We start from the raw sequence: 24,000 nt of genomic DNA, 5'->3' as shown, positions 1-24,000 counted from the left end.
TAATTTATTTACTGGTAACAATATTGACTATTCGGCCAGGCACCACAATGATGCGAGCGATCGCCTTGCCGTCTAAGTATTTTTCTAGCTCCGGAGATTGGCGTACCTCCTCCTCAATTTGTTCTTTGCTCATCTCTGCTGAAAGAGTGAGCTGAAAACGCACCTTGCCGTTGAAAGAGATCGGGTACTGTATCTCACTCTCCTTAAGATAAGCATCGTTGTGTACTGGATATGGAGCATCTACAATACTCTCATTATGGCCTAGCAGATGCCACATCTCCTCCGCTAAGTGCGGAGCAAATGGTGCTAATAGCACAGTGAACTCCTCCAATATCTTACGGTTATTGCACTTAAGAGCGGTGAGGTCATTGATACATATCATAAAGGCACTTACGCAGGTGTTGAAAGAGTAGCTTTGAAGCCCTTGATTTACCTTCATAATACAAGTATGTAGCACCTTCAACTCCTTTGAAGTCGGCTTATCATCAGAAATTGAGAGCTGGTCACTGGAATCAAAGAGTAGTGCATAGGTACGACGTAGAAATCTGAAGACGCCGTCAATACCATTGGTATCCCAAGGCTTGGATTGGTCCAAAGGCCCCAAAAACATTTCGTATACTCTTAGTGTATCCGCCCCATATTCTCTAATAATATCATCGGGGTTGACCACATTGAGGTACGACTTACTCATCTTCTCCACGGCAAATCCGCAAATGTAAGTGCCATCATCCTCAAGGATAAACTCTGCATCTGCAAATTCAGGCTTTGACTTTCTGAACGCTTCGATATCAAGGCGGTCATTGTGCACAATATGGATATCCACATGAATAGGCTGTACATCGTACTGCTTCTTTTTATTCAAGCTCACATATTGATTGCTTCCTTTAATACGGTAAACGTAGTTGGAGCGTCCTTGGATCATTCCCTGATTTACTAACTTCTTAAAGGGCTCTTCCTCGCAGACATAGCCTAAGTCGTAAAGGAACATATTCCAAAAGCGGCTGTAGATCAAGTGACCTGTAGCGTGTTCGGAACCACCAAAATAGATATCTACCTCCCTCCAATATTCATTTTTTTCCTTAGAAACAAGAGCAGTATCATTGTGCGGGTCCATATATCGGAGGTAGTATGCCGAGCTTCCTGCAAAGCCAGGCATAGTGCTTAGCTCAAGCGGATACCCCTCTTCTGTAGTCCAATTCTTGGCTCTACCGAGTGGTGGCTCACCACTATCTGTAGGTAAAAACTTATCAACTTCAGGCAAGATTAATGGCAACTTGCTCTTGTCCAAAGCATAGGGCATCCCCTCTTTATAGTAGATAGGGAAAGGCTCGCCCCAATATCTCTGACGTGAAAATATAGCATCACGTAATCGATAGTTAACCTTACGGCATCCTATCTTCTGTGCCTGTAAGAAGTCGATCATTTTATAGATCGCTTCTTTCACCTTTAAACCATTAAGGAAGTCGGAGTTAATCATCACCCCTTCTTGACTATCTACAGCCTCCTCCCACTCATTAGGATCCTCGGCGATTTCAACACCTTTAGGCTTCACTACAGGAATAATTGGTAGCTCAAAGTGCTTAGCAAAAGCAAAGTCTCTTGTATCGTGGCCTGGCACCGCCATCACCGCACCAGTACCATAACCCGCCAGTACATAGTCGCTTATCCAAATTGGGATAGGAGACTTAGTGACTGGGTGAATCGCATACCCTCCACTGAAGACACCGCTCACAGAGTGGTCAATCATTCTCTCTCTCTCAGTACGCTTCTTGGTCCTATCCAGGTATTCCTGTACCTGCTCAGCCTGCTCAGGAGTGGTCACCTTACTTACCAATTCACTCTCAGGAGCCAATACCATAAAGGTCACACCAAAAAGTGTATCAGGTCGTGTGGTGAATACTGTGATAGCCTCCGAGCAATCTTGGAGCTGGAATTGCACCAACGCTCCTGAAGACTTGCCAATCCAATTCCTTTGAGTCTCCTTCAGAGAGTTGCTCCATTCCAGTTTGTTCAGCCCCTCAAGTAATCTATTGGCATAAGCCGATACGCGCAATTGCCATTGCTTCATCAGCTTTTGCTCTACGGGAAAGCCACCACGTACTGAAAGGCCTTCGCTTACCTCGTCATTGGCAAGTACCGTTCCAAGACCAGCGCACCAATTCACCATCGTTTCACCTTGATAGGCGATACGATAGTTCATCAGCACCTCTTGCTGCTCGATTTCACTCTTAGAACGCCATTCATCTGAAGTAAAACTCAGCTCTTCGCTACATGCCACATCAAGCCCCTCCGTACCACATTGCTCAAAGTGCTTGATCAGCTCTGTGATTGGTTGGGCTTTTTCAGCGACATTATCATAGTAGCTTTCAAACATTTCAATGAATGCCCATTGAGTCCACTTATAAAACTTTGGATCGCAAGTCATCACCTCCCTACTCCAATCATAGCTAAAGCCGATGCTATCAAGTTGCTCACGATACCTCTTGCTATTAATTTGAGTCGTCTTTTCTGGGTGTTGCCCTGTCTGAATAGCATACTGCTCAGCTGGCAAACCAAAGGCGTCGTAACCCATAGGGTGGAGTACATTATACCCTTTATGTCGCATATATCGACTTAGGATGTCACTGGCAATATACCCGAGTGGATGTCCCACATGTAATCCAGCTCCAGAGGGATAAGGAAACATATCCAAGATATAAAACTTAGGTTTAGAGCCCTCCTCAGTCACCTTGTATATCTTGTGCTCCTTCCAATACTGTTGCCACTTGTTTTCTATCTCTGTAAACTTGTACTCCATATCATTTATTACATCCGAAAAAACAAAATCACACTCCCCTACAATTATTGTGCAAAGTTACTCAATTCAGCTTGTATTGCCTAATGTTTGGGGCTCAATAAAATGCATAAACAAATTTAGGGGCAAAGCATTTCTGCCTTGCCCCTAAATATCAGTATAGTTATTACGTCCAAAGATACGGACTAAAACTCACAGCATGAATAGGTAGCAACAAGGTTGCGGTCACCAAATCCATTATCTGCTCTTCCCACATTAGTCCAATACTTATCATCCTTTAGATATGGTAGTGCAAAGGCAGCCTTTTCACGTGAATATGGATGGGTCCAATTATCACCAGCCACCTCGTAAAGTGGGTGAGGAGAATTCTTCAAAACGTTATCCTCCTTATCGGCAGTACCATTAGCCACTTCTTGGATTTCATCCCAAATCGTTTCCAGCACACTGATAAAGCGATCTAGCTCAGCAAGCGACTCACTCTCGGTAGGCTCAATCATCAGTGTACCGTGAACTGGGAATGATAGCGTAGGTGCATGGTAATTAAAGTCCATCAGACGCTTAGCGATATCATTTTCGTCAATACCGCTCATCTCCTTCACCTTGCGGCACTCAAGAATCAGCTCGTGACCTACATAGCCAGTATGTCCACTATAAGTAATACCATAAGTGTCCTTCAGCCTAGACGCCATATAGTTGGCATTGAGGATTGCTGTACTGGTTGCACGCTTTAGACCCTCACGACCTAGCATACGGATGTAGGCATAGGTAATTCCCACAATTGCAGCACTACCAAATGGAGCAGCAGCTACAGGGATAAAGTCGTGCCCATAAGCTACAGCGTGGCTTGGCAAATAAGGCTTTAGCTTCTCAGTAACGCATATTGGACCCTCGCCTGGACCGCCACCTCCGTGAGGTATAGCAAAGGTTTTATGCAGATTGAGGTGGCATACATCAGCACCCATAAATCCAGGATTGGTATAACCGACCTGTGCATTCATATTGGCACCGTCCATATATACCAGGGCACCACACTCATGTACCGTATCAATCAACTTACGTATTTCTGCCTCAAAGATACCATGGGTACTAGGATAGGTAATCATAGTTGCAGCCAAGCGGTCTTTATTATCCGTAGCCTTCTTCACGAAGTCATCCACATCAATATTACCATCGGCATCCGTATCGGCAATGATAATCTCATAACCTGCCAATGATGCTGTAGCAGGGTTGGTACCGTGTGCTGAGGCTGGCAGTATGATAAGGTCACGCTGAGTCTCTCCCTGAGCCTTGAGATACTCAGTTATGACACGAATACCTGAGTACTCACCAGCCGCACCAGAATTTGGCATAAACGACACTCCTGGTAGACCCGTGATAGTACCTAGCAAGCTGGCTGTATTATCTAGCATTTCAATATACCCCTCCGTCTGATCTGCAGGAGCATAAGGGTGGATAAAGGCAAATTGAGGATTAGAGAGGATAAAGAGCTCTGCAGCAGCATTGAGCTTCATAGTACAAGAGCCCAAAGAGATCATACTCTGTGCTAGAGAAATATCCCTCTTCTCTAGCCGCTTAATGTAGCGCATCAGCTCCGTCTCAGTATGGTACTTTTGGAATACCTCAAACTGTAGGAAGTCGCTGGTCCTACGGAACTGATCCTCCACTTGAATGTACTCATTTGGTAACTCAGGCGTAGGCACCTCAATACCCTTAGCAGTAGCAAAAATATAGTATAGAGTACCAAGGTCGGATAGCAGTGTTGTCTCATCTACACTAATACCAATCGCCCCATCCTCATAGTACCTGAAGTTTACTTGGCAATCAAGAGCAATCTCCCTAATCTTGCTTTGCTCATCTTTGCTCAACCCAGTGATATAAAGGGTATCAAAGAATTGCTTGTTGGACTGAGTATAGCCCATTTTAGCTAGTGTTTTGCTGAGTACTACAGCATAAGTATGGATTCGGCCAGCTATATCCTTAAGGCCTTCAGGGCCATGATACACAGCATAGAAAGAACTCATCGTGGCGAGCAAAGCCTGTGCTGTACAGATATTTGAGGTGGCTCTTTCACGCTTGATATGCTGCTCACGCGTCTGTAGTGCTAGGCGGAAAACATTCTTTCCATTAGGATCCTTAGAGATACCTACAATACGCCCTGGAATTACACGCTTGTACTCATCGGTAGAAGCCAAATACCCAGCAGAAGGACCTCCGAAGTACATAGGCACTCCAAACCTCTGAGCTGAGCCAAAGACAATGTCCGCGCCAATCTCACCTGGAGGAGTGAGCAGCACGAGCGACATAAGGTCTGCAGCCACAGCCACCTTAATCTCCTTCTCCTTAGCTTTTGCGATAAACTCCTTATAGTCCTTTATCTCACCGTGGTCATTAGTATATTGTACGATAGCACCAAAGTAGTCCTCTGCGAAGTTAAAGTCAGAAGCCTTACCCTCTACTACCTCAACATTCCAGCGGGCTGCACGAGTACGGATCACACCCTTCGTAGAGAGGAATAGATCCTCGGCAATAAACAGCTTATTAGCATTTTTACGCTTTCTACTTCTAATATTCAACAACATAGAGGCAGCCTCCGCACCAGAAGTAGCTTCATCTAGTAGCGAGCAATTGGTTAGAGGAAGGCCTGTAAGCTCCGTAATCACGGTCTGGAAGTTAAATAGAGCCTCAAGGCGACCTTGAGAAACCTCTGCCTGATAAGGAGTATAAGAGGTGTAATACCCTGGATTCTCAAGCACATTACGCTGGATAACAGCTGGTGTATAGGTATCATACCATCCCATACCGATATAAGAGGTAAATACCTTGTTTTTCTGTCCGAGTTCATTGATATGCTCTATCAGCTCCCGCTCCGTCATAGGCTCAGGTAGGTCCAGCTCCTCTTTGAGCCTAATATTTGCAGGATAAACTTTGTCTAAGAGCTTATCAATGCTCTCTACCCCGATGCTCTTCAGCATCTTCTGCTCATCATCGTGGTTGGTTACCCCCACGTGACGAATTGTAAAATCATTGGTGTTCATACGCATTTGTTTTATCTTGTAAAGTGTTGTTTGTCATCAGTTATATAACAGATTTAGGCCTCTTATTGTTGTGTTCAAAAATTAGCTCTTTCTGCCTTAATCGTTGTCTCTGGACCATGCCCCGATAGCACCACCGTCTCCTCTGGTAATTGCAGTAATTGGCCTATTGAGTTCATCAACGTGCCATAATCTCCACCCCATAAGTCATAGCGCCCCATTCCATTCTTAAATAGCACATCACCGCAGAGCATTACCCCACTAGTGGAGTCGTAAAAAGTCACATGCCCTGGCGAGTGTCCAGGGGTCTTCAGCACCTCCAGCGTCGTATTACCGAAGTGCACAGAGCCCTTCAACGGCTTTGGAGTAAAAGAAAAACTACCTTCCTCGGCAGGAATACCAAAGGCCACTAATTGCTGCTCAATAGAAGGGAGACGCGAAATCTCGAGCGAAGTCGCTTCCGTTTCAATCCCGAAGTGCTCCTCTATAAACCTTGCCCCTAGCACATGGTCAAAGTGCAAGTGCGTCGCCAACGACCGCTCCAGTTGCAACTGGTGTTGTTCCATAAAGTTGCAGAGCATTTGGCACTCCCTTTCATTCGAAAAGCCAGGGTCAATGATACAAGCAATATTGGTCTCATCCCATAGAAGGTAGGAATTGACCTGTACCATATTCACCGTAAACCGCTTATATTGTAGCATAATAGAGATTATCTAACAGGGTAATAAACTATCTTCTTCGTCTCAAAAAAAGGCAAATCTGGCAAATAAGTACTCAGTTCCACCTCCTTAATCGACTTGCGAAATGGCTTTAGCTCCTCCGTAAGATCACCGCCTTTGAGCGCAATCACCCCATTTCTCAAGGTATTAGATTGGTCGCTCGTATCAATGATATCCTCTCCAATACGAACTAGATTCTTCATAGGCATCGCTGCACGACTAACGATAAAATCAAAGAACCCTGCTCCCATATCTTCAGCCCTCGATTGTAGCACCAAAGTATTTCTTAGCCCTATAGCCTCTTTAATACTTGTTGCCACTTTCACTTTCTTGCCGATGCTATCAATAAGCGTAAATTGGCATTCGGGGAACAGGATAGCCAAAGGAATTCCAGGCAAACCGCCCCCCGTACCTACGTCTAGAATAGCGGTCATCGGCTTGAAATCGGTATACAAACCGATACTCATAGAGTGCAGAATATGATTAACCACTAGATTATCAATATCCTTCCGTGAGATCACATTGATCTTTTCGTTCCATTCCTTATAAAGTGCTGGAAGTGCCTCCAGCTGCTCCCACTGCTTCTCCGAAAGATTGGGGAAATACCTTCCAATTACCTCCCTTATTTCACTCGCCATGCTTTCCAAGTCTCTTGTATTCATTAGTAAAGTAAGGGGCCAATTCGTCGTAAGATAGATGCAACTCTATCGGACCAGTTGAGTAAGTAGCCAATTCGTATGGATTGTAGTAAAACGTAATGCCATCCTTATCAAAATAGAGATTATTGGTCACTTCTAAGGCATGATAATTGAAGACCCCCTTATACTCAAGTTCTTCACGTGTTTCCACCTCAAAAGAGTGCATCAAAGCATTAAATAACAAGTCGAGCAAATCCTCATCATTAGGCTCCTTGAATAGCGACGAAACAGTAATTAATGCCTTATCATTTAGATTATAATTAAGGGTAGAAGCGAACTGATTGGCATGTGCGCCACCTGAGTATTCAATTGTCTTCGAAATCAAAGACAAAATACCATGCTCCGAATAAGTAATACTATCGCTATACTCATACTCTCGGCTGAAAACGCTGTAGGAGCCAACATCAAAGTTGAGCTTTTTAGCCTGCTCTAAGTCGAGCTTATAATCTCCCACCTGCTCTTCCACATACTTTTCGAGATGAGCCTTGACTCCCTCTTTTGAAAAGTCTTCCAAAGGAGCCGGGTAAATTCGCTGCGCTATAGACTTTACCAAGCTGTCTTGTATCTCGGTATAGTTATTATCCGAAAAAGTCGGATACGACATTTTTATATCTACTTTACACGATGGCATGGCATCATCGCCTTCCCACTCTTCAAGCACGTAAGGGTCAATATACTCAGTCGATGCCTCTACAGCCTCCCAAGTAACCAAGCCGTCAAGCGAATCAATCTGCTTACTTTTCGTACAAGAAACTTGGGCTAGCAATAAAGTCCCCACCAGCGCCCCAATTACCCTATTTCCTTTCATATAACTTAGTTCGCCATCTCCGAAATAAACTTCACTCTAATCAGCCTTATCTCCTCCTCTTCATATACTCCCAATTCACTCATAGCCGTCTCAATATCATCCGTCACTGAGTGCTTGAAATAGTCAAAGATCTCATCAATAGCCTCCTCCTCCATTACATCACTAATAAAGTAGTTGATATTGATTTTCGTGCCGCTATATACGATTGCCTCCAGCTCACTGAGCAATTCGGGAAAGTCGAGATTGTAAGTATTGGCAATATCCTCTAGGGATACCTTTCGGTCGATCATTTGCACGATAGAGACCTTTAGCTTCGACTTATTAGGCACCGTACGAATACGGATATCTTCAGGGCGGTCTATTTCATTATCATGTACATACTCACTAATGACCTCCAAAAATGGCTTGCCATACTTCTTTGCCTTACTCAGTCCTACCCCCGAAATATTCTGGAGCTCCATTTCATTGATAGGATAAAAGGTAGCCATATCCTGTAGGCTCGATTCCTGAAAAATCACATAGGGAGGCAGATCCAACTGCTTCGCCATCTTCTTTCTCAGGTCTTTTAGAATTGAGAATAACTGTGGATCAGCCACTCCTGCGCCTCCAGTAGCACTCTCCTCTGTGGGGATCTCTAAGTCATCATCATCCTCTATATGTATCTGGAAAGATTTTGGGCTCTTGATAAAGGTTTTCCCCTTTTTGGTGAGCTCCACCACGCCAAAACGCTCTACATCCTTCTCAATATAACCATCAATCAGAGCTTGCTGTAGGATCGTTTCAACCACCTCCACCTCCATATCACTACAGCAGCCAAACTCTTCTAATTCGGTGTGGCAAAAGTTCTCAATATCGGCACTATCCACACCCATTACAAAGTTGATAATATACTCTGTCTTAAATTCCTCCTTCAAGCTCTTAATTGCCTGAAGAATAGATCGTAATTCATTTTTTGCTTCCACAGATTTTCTATGACTCAAACAATTATCGCAGTTATGACAATTATCAAAATGATACTTTTCACCGAAATAATGTAGTATATACTTTCTTCGACATATCGGAGAGGTCGCATAGCCAGTGATCTCATCAAGTAGCTGGCGACCCACCTCACGCTCATTATTACTTTTGTTTTTGCTCTGTAAGAGCTTTCGGAGCTTCTGAATATCCTCATCGCAGTAGTATGCAATGCAAATTCCTTCGCCTCCATCTCTCCCCGCCCTTCCCGTCTCCTGATAGTAGCTTTCCAAGCTTTTCGGGATATCATAGTGGATCACATATCGCACATCGGGCTTGTCAATCCCCATGCCAAATGCGATGGTAGCTACAATCACATCAATATCCTCACTGATAAAGGAGTCTTGTGCCTCTGCACGCACCCCACTCTCCATACCCGCATGGTAAGCCATCGCCTTGATGCCATTCGTTTTCAGCACCTCTGCAAATAGCTCCACCTTACGCCGGCTCATACAGTATACGATGCCGGTCTTACCCTCATGTGCTTTAATAAACTTAATGATATCCTTATCAATATCCTCATCCTTTTTCCGTACCTCATAGTACAGATTGGGACGGTTAAAAGAGCTCATAAAGATATTGGGCTGCTTCATCTCCAAGCACTTAATGATATCCTCCTGCACCACAGGCGTGGCAGTAGCGGTAAGAGCGATAATCGGGCGTACCATAATCTCCTCCACCACCTCTCGTATCCTTCGATACTCTGGGCGAAAGTCATGACCCCACTCCGAAATACAGTGTGCCTCATCTACGGCATAAAATGAGACGTTAATCTCATGCAGCAGATCCACATTTTCTTTCTTTGTCAGGCTCTCAGGTGCCACATAAAGCATCTTCGTCACCCCACTTCTCAGGTCATCATGCACCTGCTCTAACTGAGCTTTAGAGAGAGAGGAATTCATAAAATGCACAATCCTCTCATCACTTGCATTGGCACGCAATGCATCTACCTGATTTTTCATCAAGGCAATCAATGGAGAGATGATGATAGCCGTCCCCTCTAATACTAGAGCAGGCAATTGATAGCAGAGCGACTTTCCACCACCAGTGGGCATCAAGACAAAGGTGTCTTGCCCCCCCAATACACTGCTGATGATTTCAAATTGCAAGTCCTTAAAGGCATCAAAGCCAAAAAACTGCTTCAACACCTTAAACAATTTAGCTTTCAATTGGCTATCAATAGTATCTAGAGCATTCATAGAGAGTTCTCCTAAAAAACACTTAATTCATAAGTCCTAAAAACTTCCAATGCTTAAAGGTACCAAAAAAAGTTGATACCACCTACAAATACCACACCACTCAAAAAAATAAACTCCACCACCCTCCCCACTACAAGGGTCTCCGAGGAGATCCGATTTGTTGTAGCACCCATGTCGGAGGAGCGATAGCTCCGACCAACTGGGAAGAACCCCATACCCCATCTTCCTCGACGCCTTGTGAGTTGGGCACCCCACCAGGCTCAAAATTAAAAAGCCTTGCGTCACCTTCTATCGGTCGTCAGACCTGTCCGATCAGGCACCGCCCAAAAAGGGCATACCCTATTCACCCAAGATCTCCTCCGCCATCTTAGCCGTCACCCGCACCTTCTTTTTAGAAGATGATGGAGCTTCATACATTACATCTCGCATAAGCTCCTCAAATATCGAGCGCAGCCCTCTAGCCCCTGTCTTTAGAGCAATAGCTCTATCCACAATCAGCTCATACACTGCATCATCTATCTCCAGAGTGATACCCTCTAGCGACATCAACTTTTGATATTGCTTCGCGATCGCATTCTTTGGCTCCGTCAGTATCGACTTCAGTGCCTCCCGACCGAGTGGGGTCAGATAAGTGAGTACCGGTACCCTACCGATCAGCTCGGGAATCAATCCGAATGACCTCAAGTCGGCAGGCTCAACATACTTCAGTAGGCTCTCGTCATCACTATCGAGGTAACGATGGCTCATTTTATTTGCATAGCCCACCACACGAGTATTCTTGCGCTTAGCGATTTTCCGCTCAATGCCTTCAAACGCACCTCCACAGATAAAGAGGATATTCTCCGTATTCACTAGCACCATCTTCTGCTCCGGATGCTTACGACCTCCCTCAGGTGGTACATTCACATCGGCCCCCTCCAATAGTTTCAAGAGCCCCTGCTGCACCCCTTCACCCCCCACATCGCGGGTGATACTGGGGTTATCCGCCTTGCGGGCGATCTTATCCATCTCATCTATAAAGACGATTCCACGCTCAGCTGCCTGCACGTCATAGTCTGCCACTTGTAGCAATCGCGAGAGGATACTCTCCACATCCTCCCCCACATAGCCAGCTTGGGTAAATACAGTCGCATCCACAATGGTAAATGGCACCTTGAGCATCCTTGCAATCGTCTTGGCGATTAAAGTCTTACCTGTGCCAGTAGGTCCTACCATCATGATATTGCTCTTTTGGAGCTCTACATCATGAGCATCGCCACTATTCAGCTTAGTTTTCGAAGCATTTTGCTCGTTGTAGATCAGTCGCTTATAATGATTGTAGACAGCCACGGATAGGGTCTTCTTTGCCTCCTCCTGCCCAATTACATACTGGTCTAGAAAAGCAACCATCTCACGAGGTTTAGGCAGCTCATCCATACTTGGCAGAGCGAACCTCCCCCTATGCGCTTGCTGATGCCGCACCTCCTCTACCGCCTTATGAACCGTAGTAGCACACTCATCGCAGAGATTTCCCACCGGCCCCGGCACCAAGAAGTCCACCATACTGGCAGGCCGCCCACAGATATCACACCGCTCCTCCTGATTGTGCTCCGAATGATTTCGTTTTGCCATTGATACAATATAGACTATTACTTAGTTTCTTTCCGAAGTACCTTATCCACCGCACCGTAGGCGAGCGCCTCATCGGCAGTCATCCAGTAGTCGCGGTCACTATCATTGGCAATCTCCTCTACCGTCTTGCCAGTATGTCGACTAAGTATCTCAAAGAGCTCCTGCTTCACCTTGATGATCTCCCGTACCGTGATCTCCATATCCGACGCCTGACCCTGAGCACCACCCAGCGGTTGGTGTATCATCACCCTAGAGTGAGGGAGCGCATACCGTTTTCCCTCTGTACCAGCCACTAATAATACCGCGCCCATACTTGCCGCCATTCCAGTGCAAATGGTGCTCACATCACAATTGATATACTGCATCGTATCATAGATCCCGTAGCCAGCATAGACGGAGCCACCAGGACTATTAATGTAGAGCGAAATATCCTTGCCAGGGTCGCTCGTCTCTAGGAAGAGCAGCTGTGCCTGCACCACATTGGCCACGTAATCATTAATGCCGGAGCCAAGAAAGATAATCCTATCCATCATCAATCGACTAAATACATCCATCTGTGCCACATTCATCTGCCGCTCCTCTATAATGGTGGGAGAGATATACCCCTCCGCTACAGCACTGCTGCTAACCATCTTAGTATAGTCACTCACCAATTGAGAATTAATCCCAAGATGCTTATGTGCATACAATTCAAACTCCCGCCCCATCTCTTGATTACTCAACATATTCATATACTCATATATATATTATTCACACTTTCAAAGGACAACCTACTAAGCGAAAGCAATCTGCCCTCACTTTGTCACCTACCCTTTTGATGAGCAAACTTATATATAAATAGTGAGATCCACACCCGTTTCACTATTAAAGCTTCAAAAAAAAATAGACCCTCGGAGGTAAAGTGGTGCATCAAGGTTTTAATATTTAGGGAAAATAGCAAGACACCATCTCGCCTCACTCCTTCCCCAACCAACCTTTCGGTTTTCACATTAGGTTCCACTTTGACGAAGGAGAGAGTGGCGGGGAAGGGCATTATAAATACCAGTCATAGGAACTATATCAGTACCAAATCCATACTTACCACCACGAGGTACTACAATGAGAATGTTGCACGAAGTGCCATTCTCGCACATTTGCTTCAAATGTGCCGAGACTTTGTACGAAGGATGAGATGCAAGGCGCTGAGGATGAGGGTGAAGGGAGCGTACTCACGTACGTGATCGAACCCGAATTCCGATAGCAACGCCATAGATCGCCTTCGTGCAACAGTCTCTACAATATTCGACCCACATAACAAGGTGAAAATCCACCTAAAATAGGGGGCATAGAGACCCTAGTCGCAATTGCCTAAAACTCAATACTATATAAAATCGCTTACTGAGTTGCAAGAAAGCTTTTGCTTTGTTGCAACTCGGCAAATGCTTAGTTGCATCTCGCCGATTGCTTAGTTGCATCTCATTTTTCACTCTACTAGGATAGAGCTTTTATGAAGGCCTTAGCGTTATTCATCTACCTTTGTGTATACGCCCATTCAAGCCCTCTCTCTATGAGCTCTTCAACGCTTGGTACTCAGGTGTCTGCTCTTAGGTAGGTGCGACGTACAACGCGACCTCTGGCACCATTGTGCCATAGAGGTATGATGAGGTAAAAAATTGGTACCTTTGTAGGAGGTTTAGAGAGATGTGATGAAAGAAAGAAGTGAAGTAAAGAAGGAGCATAGCCCGCACCTATCAAATATTATGCCACAGCTTTGGGGGCTTCTCTCGGATCATGAGCGGGAGGAGCTCTTGATCTGGAGCAGTTACTATATCTATAAACGTGGTGAGGTGATCTATGATGCTACGGTGATTCCGCAGAATGCATTTATCTTGGTGGATGGGCAGGTGAAGGTGACGCAGGAGGCTGACCGCACTCAGATACTCAGTCTCGTTAGGGCACGTGAGTTTTTTGGTTATGAAGCCTACTTTGCACGAGAGAACCCGCTAACGAGTGCTACGGCAGTGGAGACGAGTCTTATTTGCTTGGTACCGATCCGTAGCCTGGAGACGATCATTCGTAGCAATGCGAGTGTGGGGCTCTACTTTATGAATGACCTGGCCTTGCGACTAAGGGAGCGCAATCAATTGACGATTACGCTGACCCAAAAGCACACGCGGGGCCGGCTGGCGGAGTCGCTTCTACTTTTGCGGAGAAAGTATGGCACTGAGGCAGACGGGCGGACTATTAGGGCTTATCTGACGCGTAATGAGTTGGCGGACCTAAGTAATATGACTACTAGCAATGCGGTGCGGACGCTTCGCTCCTTTCAGGAGGAGGGGGTAGTGGCTCTGAATGGGCGACGGATTAAGGTGCTAGATGAAGAGAAGCTTCAGCGGATTAGCAGGCTAGGATAAAAGTATGGGCGGAGGTAAAGGCAACACGATCACGACGTATGACCTGGGCACGCTTCCTATTGGGCAGCTACTCAGGTATTATGCGGTACCGTCGATTGTGGGGACGATGGTCAATTCGCTCTACAATTTGGTGGATAGGATCTTTATTGGACAAGGGGTGGGAGGCTTGGCGATTTCGGGCTTGGCACTCACCTTTCCGATCCTTATCTTTTTACAAGCCTTTGGGATCCTAGTAGGTGTAGGAGCCTCCTCTAGGATCTCTATCTTGCTTGGGCAGAAGAAGCGAGGAGAAGCGGAAAATCTATTGGGTAATGCCTTTGTGCTCTCTGTAGTATTGAGTCTCTCTACCATCACTCTCTGCTACCTACTGATGGAACCGATGCTCTATGCCTTTGGCGCTTCGGCTGATACGATTCCCTATGCCATGGACTACTTAGGGATAGTGATCCCGGGGAATATCTTTGCGAACCTCACTTTTTCGTACAATTCGGTGATGAGGGCGACTGGGTATCCTCGCAAAGCGATGGTGACGATGATTATTGGGGCGGTGCTGAACGTGGCTTTTGATGCCCTATTTATTTTCGGACTAGGATGGGGAATCAAGGGAGCAGCATGGGCTACGGTGCTGAGCATGTTTGTGGGTATGCTCTTTGTGATGCATCACTTTACAGATACTGGTGCCTTTCTCCGCATTCGTGCTAAGAATTTCAAGCTCCAGTGGGGCTATGTATGGGGGATTCTGAGTATTGGGGTAGCACCTTTTGTGATGCAATTGGCAGCAAGTATGGTGCACCTATTTAAGAATAGTAGCCTAGTAGCTTATGGAGGCGACTATGCGGTGGGTGCCCATGGGATCTCTAATAGTATTAGCACCACTATCTTTTTATTTATCCTCGGTTTGGCTATTGGAATGCAACCGGTAGTGGGCTATAACTTTGGGGCAGGAAATATCCATAGGGTGAAGGAAGCTTTTATCAAAACGGTGAGGCTCAACGTAATAATAGGAGTGGTGGGCATCGTGATTACTCAGCTTTTCACAGAGGGGCTGGTGCGGTGCTTCACTACTGATGATGAGCTCATCCGTGTCTCTAAGGAGGCTGTGAGGATTGAGAATATGGCGTTTTGGGCTGTTGGTTTTCAGGTAACTTGTGTCCACTTCTTCCAAAGTATTGGTTCGGCGAAGCAGGCAATGATCCTTAGTATCTCTAGGCAGGTAGCCTTTTTGATCCCTCTGATCTACTTCCTTCCAATGATATGGGAGCTGAAAGGGGTTTGGCTGGCAACTCCGGTGGCTGATGTGCTCTCTTTTACCATATCTTTAACGTTAATCGTGCTATTTTTCAGGAAACATAAAGAGGAAAAGAAAGTATGAGGATGCTATTGATATCCCTGGCGGGACAGGTGCTACTGAATGCTCTGTTTCTACTTTGCGTATGGTGGGCCACTAAAAAAGGCTCTCAGTGGCGTAGGATAGCGATTGGTTGGGTTGTTTTCGAACTACTATACTTCCTGGTGATCGTGATATCTAAGGTGCTTTACCACTCTAGGGGTGAGTATCTAAGAGTGGGCACCTCTCTATTTACCAATTACTATGTATTTATAGTGATCCTAATGATGCCCCTACTCTGTGGCTACTTCATCATTTGGCTTTTGGGGAAACTTAATGTGGTGAAGCAGGCAGAACTAAGGCTAAAATTACGTAGTTGGCTTCTCATCGTGTTGCTTCCTATTACTGGAGCGCTCTGTATTAAAGGCTATTACAACTCCATAAATCCAGTGGCAACGCACTACCACATCACACTCCCCTACAATGGAACTCCGAAAGAACTTAAGGTGGCCTTTATTACCGACTTACACATAGGTGAACTGGTGCAAAAGGAGGTGCTACAGAAGATGGTAAAGATGGTGCAAGATGAGCAGCCAGACTATGTATTGGTAGGTGGGGATCAGGTGGATTACTACTTTGATTACGTGGAGCGGGACCCTGAGATATCTGAGCTACTCCTTAGCTTGCACTCTGATAAGTCGCGTATCTTTCATGTGCTCGGTAATCATGAGTATTATATAGATAATGAGCCTAAGCGGAAGTGGTTAGATGAGGTGGGCACGCTCCTTGTGGATAGTGTGGTGCAGCTATCGGACTCCCTCTATCTGATCGGCCGTGATGATGCCTATAATGAGAGTAATCGACTTCCATTGAAATCACTTGTGGAGCAGGTACCAGAGGGAGCCACTACCATTTTGCTTGATCACCAACCCATTGAACCAGATGTGGAGCGGGATCTAGGAATTGACTTAGCTCTGCATGGACACACTCACGATGGCCAGTTTATCCCTTTTAAGTGGTTAGTATGGCTCAATTTTGAAAACTCTTATGGATATCTACACAGAGGAGTAACGCATTATATTACTAGCTCTGGATTGGGCTTTTCGTCTTCACCTATATTGCTTGGCACTCTCAGCGAAGTGGTGATTATTCACCTAAACCTAGAAGGGGAGAAATAATCATTTATGAATGAATCAGTTAAGGAGTTTATTCTCCATAATGGTCTGACTGTATGGATCTCTACTGACTCATCTGATTCTAAAGTATATGGACAGGTGGTGGTAAGGGCTGGTGCTAAGGAGACCCCTAATAGTGGCGTAGCACACTATTTTGAGCATATTATGTTTAAGGGAACTCAACGAATTGGCACGGTGGATTATGAGCAGGAAGCACCTATTCTGAAGGAGATAACCAAACAATATTCAAAGCTACAAACAGCTAAAAATAGTGCCGAACGGGAGAAGGTGCAAAGCAAAATTAATGAGCTTAATATTGAAGCTACAAAGTATGCCATCCCTAATGACTTCAATCACCTGATCTCGAAGTATGGAGGGAGTGGGCTGAATGCTGGCACATCGTACGACTATACTCTATTTTACAACTCGTTCTCGCCTCAGTATCTGGAGCATTGGTGCGAGCTGAATAGTGAACGGATGATTGCCCCTGTATTTAGGCTCTTTCAAAGTGAGTTGGAGACAGTCTATGAGGAGAAGAATATGTACTCCAATAATATCAGTACAGAACCGATTCAGAGAATTATGGAGCGCTTGGCAGCCCCCCACCCTTATAGATATCCAATTATCGGTAGTACTGAAGCTCTGAAATCGCCCGATATTCGTGCGATGGAAGAATTTTTCAGAGAGTACTACTATGCCGAGAATATGGCTCTGATCTTGACTGGAGATATCAAGGAGGAGGGGTTACTACCTCTGCTTGAGCGGACTTTCGGAAGAATCAAATCGGGTGGTCGGAAACCTTTGCAGCTCCCTCAGCCCATGCCTTTTAATGGACACGAGAAAATGACCATAAAGGTACCTATCCCATTTGTGAAGGGGCTGGGGTTCATTTGGCACACGGTACCCAATAATCATCCGGACCAGGTAGCATTGTCCTTGGTACAGTCTCTTTTGAATAACGATGGCAAAACGGGGCTACTGGATAGGCTTACGATCGATGGAAAGGTGATGGAGGCAGCGGCTATCAACTTTGCACTCAATGATATGGGGCTGTTTGGGGTCTACATCATGCCAAAGTTGCTCCAAAGCTCTTATCTAGTTAAAAGAAGGGTCCAAAAGGCAATCGATAGAATTAAAAGAGGGGATTTTAGTACTCAAGCTTTAGAGGAGGTGAAACAATCGCTGTACAAGGCCAACCTCCTACAATTAGAGTCGAGCGAACAGAAAGCTAAGCTTCTTTCGTCACTTTTTGCACAGAATGAAACGTGGAGTGACCTGATGAGGGAATTGGATTTGCTTAGCTCAATAAGCAAGGAAGAGGTGGTGGAGGTGGCACAAAAATATTTGGACGGCAACTATCTGGAGGTTAAGAAGCAAACTGGAAGATATGCCGTTGAAAAGCTACCAAAGCCTCCCTACCAGCCCGTGAAAGCACCGAATCAAGGTGCGAAGTCTGAATTTTCACGACACCTAGAGACGCTAGAAATCCCGAAGCTACCTATGAAGTATTTGGACTTCAAAAAGGATGCGGAGCAGAGGGATTTGTCGGCAAATGATCTGGTTCGATTATATAAGGTGGGTAATGAGATTAATGATCTTTTTTCTCTCGATTTGCTCTTCTTCCGTCAATCCTATTATCACCCACTCCAAACTTATTTAGAGCAATATTTGGATTTAGTTGGTGGAGCCGAAATGAGTGCACACGAGCTAAATCAAAGGTTACAAAGTTTGGGGGCGACTATCACCTATGAGTCCAAACCTAGTTTCTTCTGTATTCGGATTTCTGGATTTGACCACTACCTTAGTGAGACAATAGCACTTGTTGGCTCCATTTTGAACGATATAAAGGTAGAAAAGCCTCAGATTAAGAAGCTAATTGAGGCAAGGAAGATTTCAGATAGAGCGATAAAGGCTGATATCACGGAGCTCTCAAAGCGACTATTGGACTTGGCAAGATATGGAGAAAAGGCACCTTACAAGGCAGACCTTTCACTGTCTAAAATAAAGCAGCTGAAAGCCCAAGATATGGTGGAAGAGTTTCACCATCTACTACAATCAGAACTGGATATTCACTACACTGGAAAGCTAGAGATAGAGAAGGTCGCCTCTTGCATCAAGAGTAGCTTCAATCTAGATGCCATATCAGAATGTGGAGAGGGCTACTTTTATGTGCCCTCTGTCCTCCCATCTGGCAATCGCATTCTACTCCACAATGAGCCTAGTGCTACTCAAGTAGTCATAAAAGGGTATCTACCTATGGGAGTACTATCGGACTATGAAAAGAGTATTCTCAGAGTTTATTCGACCTATCTAGGCAGTGGAATGAGCTCACTCCTATTTCAAGAAATCCGTGAGTATCGTTCTTTAGCATACAGTGTAAGTAGCTTTGCAAGTTTTGCACCCCACTCTATCCATGACGGGCAAACAGATTTACTAGTATACCTAAGCACGCAAACTGATAAGTTGCTAGAGGTCATTGAGCTTCTCAATAAACTGATACATAGAAGTCCTGATGACCCTAATAGACTTGAAATAGCTATAAATACCCTGCGGAGCGATGTCCGAAGTACTTACCCAGCAATGAGGATGAAGAGCCGAACAATTGCTTCGCATATACGTCAAGGCTACAATAAGGATATTGCTTTGATTATTGAGGATAACCTGAAAACAATAACCCTACAGGAGGTTCTTGACTTTCATATAGACAAGGTTATAAAGTCTCCTATCACACTGTCGATGATAGGAAATATTGACGATAAGACAGTGGCTCAACTTTCTGAGAGCTTTCAAATCACTAGAGTTTCCAAAAAACAGCTATTGTAGAACACTGTCTTTTGAGGGGCATCTTTGCAGAGACGCCAGTTCTAAACAAATAAGATGGGCATATCTAGCTTTTCGCTAGATATGCCCATTATTCACTTAGTGATCAGCTATTTATCTATCCGCGTAGCGCTTGTTGATCTCATCCCAATTGATGATCTCCCAAATCTTAGATAGATGCTCTGGCCTACGATTCTCGTAATCTACATAGTAGGCATGCTCCCATACATCAGCACACAAGAGTGGAGTTAGGCCATCCACTACAGGGTTACCTGCATTGGTGTACTTCCCAATAGAGAGCTTACCGCTCTTGTCAGCAGAAAGCCAAGCCCAACCGGCTCCAAAGAGAGAAGCTGCATCAGCTTCAAATGCCTTCTTAAACTCCTCTAGTGAACCCCAATTCTCCTCTATTGCCTTAAGAAGCTCTGCCGATGGCTTACCACTTCCCTTAGGGGCAAACTGTAGGAAGTAAAGATTGTGATTAAGGGTTTGACCAGCATTATTGAATATACCGCCCTCAGACTTCTTCACGATATCTACGAGCTCCATATTAGCAAACTCAGTACCTTCAATCTGCTTATTTAGATTGTTTACATAGGTCTGTAGGTGCTTACCATGGTGAAGACCTATAGTCTTCTCACTAATCACTGGCTCTAAAGCATTAGGCGCATAAGGTAGTTTTACAAGTTCAAACTTCATAATTTTCTCATTTATGTTATTATTAAGTGATAGCATCAACGATTACTGTTTCGGTTAGCTTCCCTAACCAACACAGAAAAAGTCATAGCTTATTATATCTGTCTCTAATGGTATAACAAATGACTACAGAAAAGGTTTGCCAAAACAATGCGAACCCTCAAAGCTAGATCAATATGCTGTGAGAGTTCGCATAAACCATCAGTCACTTATATCAGAAGTAACTGAATGTGGTTGATTCTAAAACCACATTACTTCTTTTTGTTGAGGTCAAGAGCAGCACCTGGCTTGAAGCGCACTACCTTACGAGCAGCAATCTTCATCTTCTTACCCGTGCGAGGATTCACACCCTCACGAGCTGCACGCTCAGTAACAGAGAATGTACCAAAACCAAGGATAGCTACTTTTTCACCCTTCTTCATCTCTTTGGTAATTACCTCGATACCTGCATCTACAGCCTTTTTGGCATCAACTTTAGTAAGCTCTGCTTTTTCAGCAATAGCTGCAATAAATTCAGTCTTATTCATAATTTCAACTATTAAAATGTAAGTGTATAATAACTTCTATTAATTTCTAACTCTTAAGAAATAGATACCAAATAATCCCTCTAGACCTACTACTGCATGAGCAATACCACGGCATCTAATCTTTCGCTTTCAAATATAGAGCAAATATTTGATATATTGATTAGTTCGGCATATTTTTAGATTATTTAATTATTAGGGTTATTTTTGATAGATATCATTAGTCTGAAATATATAACAGGACATCAATGATTGCGTGGATGATACTGTAATATCTCATTTCTAAGAGTAGACCTATCCAAATGGGTATAAATCTCTGTAGTGGATATATCTGCATGACCAAGCATATCCCTTATGGCTTGCAAGTTGGCACCACCCTCTAAAAGATGGGTTGCAAATGAATGTCGCAAAGTATGTGGGGATATTTTCTTTTTCAAGCCAACTTGGTAAGCCAGGTCTTTGATAATCATAAATATCATCTGTCTACTGATTCCTGTCCTTACTCTATTCAGAAAAAGGTGATGCTGATAGGGCGACTTTGGAATAATGGCTTGCCGAATTGGTAGATATTCATTAATTCGCTCCACAGCACTCTCCGACATAGGCACCAATCGCTCCTTAGTTCCTTTTCCTACCACTCTAATGTACCGCTCCTCCAAGAAGAGACATGAAAAAGTTATATCACACACTTCAGAGACGCGAAGCCCACAACTATATAATAGCTCCAAAATGGCAGCATTTCTAACGCCATGCGGTGTGCTAAGGTCAATAGCAGATAACAAGCTATCAATCTCCTCTACAGTTAAAACCTCCGGAAGCTCTCTTGATACCATAGGCCCTTCAAGTGACTCTGTAGGATTATCCGTAACAATCTCCTCTAACTCCAAGAAGCGATAAAAGCTCTTGATACCACTAACTATGCGTCTAAGACTCTTTTTGCCAAGCCCTAGATCTACGAGATAGGAAAGGAATTGCTCCAAATCATCATAGGATAGGTCCAAATACCTCTTGCCTATCATTTCACTAAACTCAAGGAGGTGCTTGACATCATTTTCATAGCTTTGGATGCTATTGCTTGCCAAGTTTCTCTCTAATAGGAGGTACTCATAGTAGTCCTCCAATATTTCGTCCTTTAGTATCATTCCTTTATCCATAATTCAAAGATAATAAATAATCAATACACTCTCAATACCGATTCCCGAATTATCGAGTGTGCTAGATTGAGTGGAATTGACTAACTTTGCATATATGATAAGAACGCAATCTATTATTGACACACATAAAAAATGGAGCAAAGTAATTACCCATTATTGGATACAATAGGCTCACCCGACGATCTAAAGAAACTGCCCCTCACAGACTTACCCAAACTCTGTGAGGATATTCGGTGCTTTCTCTTAGAGACGTTGAGCAAGGTTCCTGGCCATCTAGGAGCCAATTTCGGTGTGGTTGAATTGACTGTAGCGCTTCATTATGTGTTTGATATTCCCCATGATGAGATAGTATGGGATGTAGGGCACCAGTCATACGTACACAAGATACTAACGGGTCGAAAAAAGGATTTCTCTACGCTTCGCCAATGGGGAGGTATAAGTGGCTTTACCCACCCTAATGAAAGTCGGTACGACTCATTTATATCCGGTCACGCTTCCAACTCCATTTCAGCCGCCTTAGGAATTGCTATAGGAGCATCACTGCAAAATCAAGAGAAGAATGTAGTCGCTGTTATTGGAGATGGTGCCATGACCGGTGGCCTAGCATTTGAGGGACTTAATAATGCCTCCAACCACCCCAATAACTTACTCATTATACTCAACGACAACCATATAGGTATTGACCCCATCACTGGTGGACTCAGTAAGTATTTGGTTCGAATCAATACGAGTAAAGTATACAATAGCCTCAGACATAAGGGGTATCAAGGATTGAAGAAGCTTCGGCTTATCGATGACTCTAAGAAGAGAAATTTACTCCGCTTCAATAATAGCCTGAAGGCACTCATCAATAATGATAAGAATCTCTTTGAAAGCTTCAGTATACGGTACTTTGGACCTACTGATGGGCACGACGTGGTTGAACTAGTTAATACCCTCAGAAGCATTAAAGACTTCAAGGGTCCAAAGTTACTTCACCTCAAGACCATCAAAGGCAAGGGCTACAAACCTGCTGAAGAGAGTGCTGTGGTATGGCATGCTCCAGGTCCCTTTGACCCAAATACAGGTAAGAGGAATGTGGCACCTGAGCTTCCCGACACCCCACTTAAATACCAAGAGATTTTTGGGCAAACCCTCCATGAGCTCGCAGAGATGGATGAGCGAGTAGTAGGTATCACTCCTGCCATGATTTCGGGTAGTTCCTTTAATTTTATGCAACACGAGTACCCCAATCGTGTCTTTGATGTGGGTATTGCAGAAGGCCACGCCGTAACATTTGCTGCTGGCCTTGCACTCAAAGGGGAGATACCATTCTGCAATATTTACTCTAGCTTTCTACAGCGTGGATATGACGAGGTAATCCACGATGTAGCGATGCAGTCAGCCCCAATCATTCTGTGCATAGATAGAGCTGGGCTCGTGGGCGAGGATGGGATGACACACCAGGGAGCTTATGATATTGCCTATCTCCGCACCATTCCTGGTCTCACCATCATGTCGCCTATAGATGAAAAAGAGCTCCGCCAGATGATGTTCACAGCCTACAAGCATCATAAGGAAGGACCATTTGTGATACGTTTTCCAAGAGGAAAGGGTGCTTGCAAAGATTGGAAAGTGCCATTTTCGGAACTACCTCTTGGCAAGTCCATAGAGCTCATAACTGGAGAAAAGGTAGCATTTGTATCCTATGGGCCAGTAGGCAATGAAGCCAAACACGCTGTAAAAGAGCTAAATTCTCTCGGATATCACCCAGGACATGTCAATCTCCGTTTTGTAAAACCTCTAGATACAGAGATGCTTGACTACTTAGCCGAGAAATACGACACCATTATCACGGTCGAAGATGGCTCATTGGCAGGTGGCGTAGGTAGTGCCCTACTAGAATATTATGCAGATAAGGGAACTCCTATCCGTATTAAAAGAATAGGCATACCAGATCAGTTTATTAAGCAAGGAGCTGTGGCTCTTCAGTATCAATATGTCGGCTTGGATGCTTCATCACTTATTGATACAGCTATCCAGATGTTTAAGTAATA

Annotated in this window: 16 protein-coding genes; 5 read left to right on the top strand and 11 right to left on the bottom strand. The window is 44.5% G+C overall.

The genetic code is table 11. From position 1 onward, the window contains the following. Positions 1-4 precede the first annotated feature (4 nt). The 8 genes from leuS to clpP all read right to left on the bottom strand — a co-directional run bounded on the left by leuS (position 5) and on the right by clpP (position 12,600). Positions 5-2,797 carry a leucine--tRNA ligase gene (gene leuS / locus A3GK_RS0104115; RefSeq protein ID WP_018028216.1) on the bottom strand — a complete coding sequence of 931 codons (2,793 nt, stop codon included), beginning with the start codon at positions 2,795-2,797 and terminating at the stop codon, positions 5-7. A 182-nt stretch (positions 2,798-2,979) separates the two neighbouring features. Beyond that, positions 2,980-5,829 carry an aminomethyl-transferring glycine dehydrogenase gene (gcvP, locus tag A3GK_RS0104110; protein WP_018028215.1) on the bottom strand — a complete coding sequence of 950 codons (2,850 nt, stop codon included), beginning with the start codon at positions 5,827-5,829 and terminating at the stop codon, positions 2,980-2,982. Between the two features lie 74 nt (positions 5,830-5,903). Beyond that, positions 5,904-6,527 carry an MBL fold metallo-hydrolase gene (locus A3GK_RS0104105; RefSeq protein WP_018028214.1) on the bottom strand — a complete coding sequence of 208 codons (624 nt, stop codon included), beginning with the start codon at positions 6,525-6,527 and terminating at the stop codon, positions 5,904-5,906. 8 nt (positions 6,528-6,535) lie between these two features. Further along, complete coding sequence (gene rsmG, locus A3GK_RS0104100; protein ID WP_244860721.1) at positions 6,536-7,207, bottom strand: 16S rRNA (guanine(527)-N(7))-methyltransferase RsmG; 672 nt, start codon at positions 7,205-7,207, stop codon at positions 6,536-6,538. Continuing rightward, positions 7,173-8,051, bottom strand: coding sequence for a DUF3298 and DUF4163 domain-containing protein (locus tag A3GK_RS0104095; protein WP_018028212.1), 879 nt, complete (start codon positions 8,049-8,051; stop codon positions 7,173-7,175). The genes rsmG and A3GK_RS0104095 overlap by 35 nt, the downstream gene beginning before the upstream one ends. A gap of 5 nt (positions 8,052-8,056) precedes the next feature. Then, complete coding sequence (gene recQ, locus A3GK_RS0104090; RefSeq protein WP_018028211.1) at positions 8,057-10,264, bottom strand: DNA helicase RecQ; 2,208 nt, start codon at positions 10,262-10,264, stop codon at positions 8,057-8,059. 339 nt (positions 10,265-10,603) lie between these two features. After that, on the bottom strand, positions 10,604-11,875 hold the full coding sequence (gene clpX, locus A3GK_RS0104080) for an ATP-dependent Clp protease ATP-binding subunit ClpX (RefSeq protein WP_018028209.1): 1,272 nt from the start codon (positions 11,873-11,875) through the stop codon (positions 10,604-10,606). Between the two features lie 17 nt (positions 11,876-11,892). Continuing rightward, a complete protein-coding gene (clpP, locus tag A3GK_RS0104075; RefSeq protein ID WP_018028208.1) occupies positions 11,893-12,600 on the bottom strand; it encodes an ATP-dependent Clp endopeptidase proteolytic subunit ClpP in 708 nt (235 codons plus the stop codon). A gap of 960 nt (positions 12,601-13,560) precedes the next feature. Here clpP and A3GK_RS0104065 point away from each other — a divergent pair. The 4 genes from A3GK_RS0104065 to A3GK_RS0104050 are packed head-to-tail and all read left to right on the top strand — an operon-like array spanning position 13,561 to position 19,593. Next, positions 13,561-14,268, top strand: a complete 708-nt coding sequence (locus A3GK_RS0104065) for a Crp/Fnr family transcriptional regulator (RefSeq protein ID WP_018028206.1) — start codon at positions 13,561-13,563, stop codon at positions 14,266-14,268. A gap of 4 nt (positions 14,269-14,272) precedes the next feature. Further along, entirely contained in the window at positions 14,273-15,640 is a 1,368-nt protein-coding gene (locus A3GK_RS0104060; protein WP_018028205.1) for an MATE family efflux transporter, read from the top strand. Further along, complete coding sequence (locus A3GK_RS0104055) at positions 15,637-16,773, top strand: metallophosphoesterase (RefSeq protein WP_018028204.1); 1,137 nt, start codon at positions 15,637-15,639, stop codon at positions 16,771-16,773. The genes A3GK_RS0104060 and A3GK_RS0104055 overlap by 4 nt, the downstream gene beginning before the upstream one ends. Positions 16,774-16,779: 6 nt before the next feature. Next, entirely contained in the window at positions 16,780-19,593 is a 2,814-nt protein-coding gene (locus A3GK_RS0104050; RefSeq protein WP_018028203.1) for a M16 family metallopeptidase, read from the top strand. 111 nt (positions 19,594-19,704) lie between these two features. Here A3GK_RS0104050 and A3GK_RS0104045 read toward each other — a convergent pair whose 3' ends face one another. From A3GK_RS0104045 to xerA, 3 genes are all read right to left on the bottom strand, one after another. Next, positions 19,705-20,289: a superoxide dismutase gene (locus A3GK_RS0104045; RefSeq protein ID WP_211205455.1), complete on the bottom strand. Its 585-nt coding sequence runs from the start codon at positions 20,287-20,289 to the stop codon at positions 19,705-19,707. A 248-nt stretch (positions 20,290-20,537) separates the two neighbouring features. Then, positions 20,538-20,831, bottom strand: a complete 294-nt coding sequence (locus tag A3GK_RS0104040) for an HU family DNA-binding protein (protein WP_316928560.1) — start codon at positions 20,829-20,831, stop codon at positions 20,538-20,540. Positions 20,832-21,055: 224 nt separating this feature from the next. After that, entirely contained in the window at positions 21,056-21,964 is a 909-nt protein-coding gene (gene xerA, locus A3GK_RS0104035) for a site-specific tyrosine recombinase/integron integrase (RefSeq protein ID WP_018028200.1), read from the bottom strand. Between the two features lie 132 nt (positions 21,965-22,096). On the opposite strand from xerA, the gene dxs reads away from it, so the two are divergent. Next, positions 22,097-23,998: a 1-deoxy-D-xylulose-5-phosphate synthase gene (gene dxs / locus A3GK_RS0104030; RefSeq protein ID WP_018028199.1), complete on the top strand. Its 1,902-nt coding sequence runs from the start codon at positions 22,097-22,099 to the stop codon at positions 23,996-23,998. Positions 23,999-24,000: the final 2 nt, after the last annotated feature.

The organism is Porphyromonas somerae DSM 23386 (genome assembly GCF_000372405.1).
Classification (GTDB): Bacteria; Bacteroidota; Bacteroidia; order Bacteroidales; family Porphyromonadaceae; genus Porphyromonas_A; species Porphyromonas_A somerae.
This window is presented reverse-complemented; position numbering and strand designations above follow the sequence as displayed.

Bases quoted from the DNA above. Each gene is read 5' to 3' on its own strand.
- leuS (WP_018028216.1), bottom strand. From the start codon at position 2,797: ATGGAGTACAAGTTTACAGAGATAGAAAACAAGTGGCAACAGTATTGG.
- gcvP (WP_018028215.1), bottom strand. From the start codon at position 5,829: ATGAACACCAATGATTTTACAATTCGTCACGTGGGGGTAACCAACCAC.
- A3GK_RS0104095 (WP_018028212.1), bottom strand. From the start codon at position 8,051: ATGAAAGGAAATAGGGTAATTGGGGCGCTGGTGGGGACTTTATTGCTA.
- xerA (WP_018028200.1), bottom strand. From the start codon at position 21,964: ATGGATAAAGGAATGATACTAAAGGACGAAATATTGGAGGACTACTAT.
- A3GK_RS0104050 (WP_018028203.1), top strand. From the start codon at position 16,780: ATGAATGAATCAGTTAAGGAGTTTATTCTCCATAATGGTCTGACTGTA.
- A3GK_RS0104055 (WP_018028204.1), top strand. From the start codon at position 15,637: ATGAGGATGCTATTGATATCCCTGGCGGGACAGGTGCTACTGAATGCT.
- A3GK_RS0104105 (WP_018028214.1), bottom strand. From the start codon at position 6,527: ATGCTACAATATAAGCGGTTTACGGTGAATATGGTACAGGTCAATTCC.
- A3GK_RS0104060 (WP_018028205.1), top strand. From the start codon at position 14,273: ATGGGCGGAGGTAAAGGCAACACGATCACGACGTATGACCTGGGCACG.
- clpP (WP_018028208.1), bottom strand. From the start codon at position 12,600: ATGTTGAGTAATCAAGAGATGGGGCGGGAGTTTGAATTGTATGCACAT.
- A3GK_RS0104065 (WP_018028206.1), top strand. From the start codon at position 13,561: ATGAAAGAAAGAAGTGAAGTAAAGAAGGAGCATAGCCCGCACCTATCA.
- clpX (WP_018028209.1), bottom strand. From the start codon at position 11,875: ATGGCAAAACGAAATCATTCGGAGCACAATCAGGAGGAGCGGTGTGAT.
- recQ (WP_018028211.1), bottom strand. From the start codon at position 10,264: ATGAATGCTCTAGATACTATTGATAGCCAATTGAAAGCTAAATTGTTT.
- A3GK_RS0104045 (WP_211205455.1), bottom strand. From the start codon at position 20,289: ATGAAGTTTGAACTTGTAAAACTACCTTATGCGCCTAATGCTTTAGAG.
- dxs (WP_018028199.1), top strand. From the start codon at position 22,097: ATGGAGCAAAGTAATTACCCATTATTGGATACAATAGGCTCACCCGAC.
- rsmG (WP_244860721.1), bottom strand. From the start codon at position 7,207: ATGAATACAAGAGACTTGGAAAGCATGGCGAGTGAAATAAGGGAGGTA.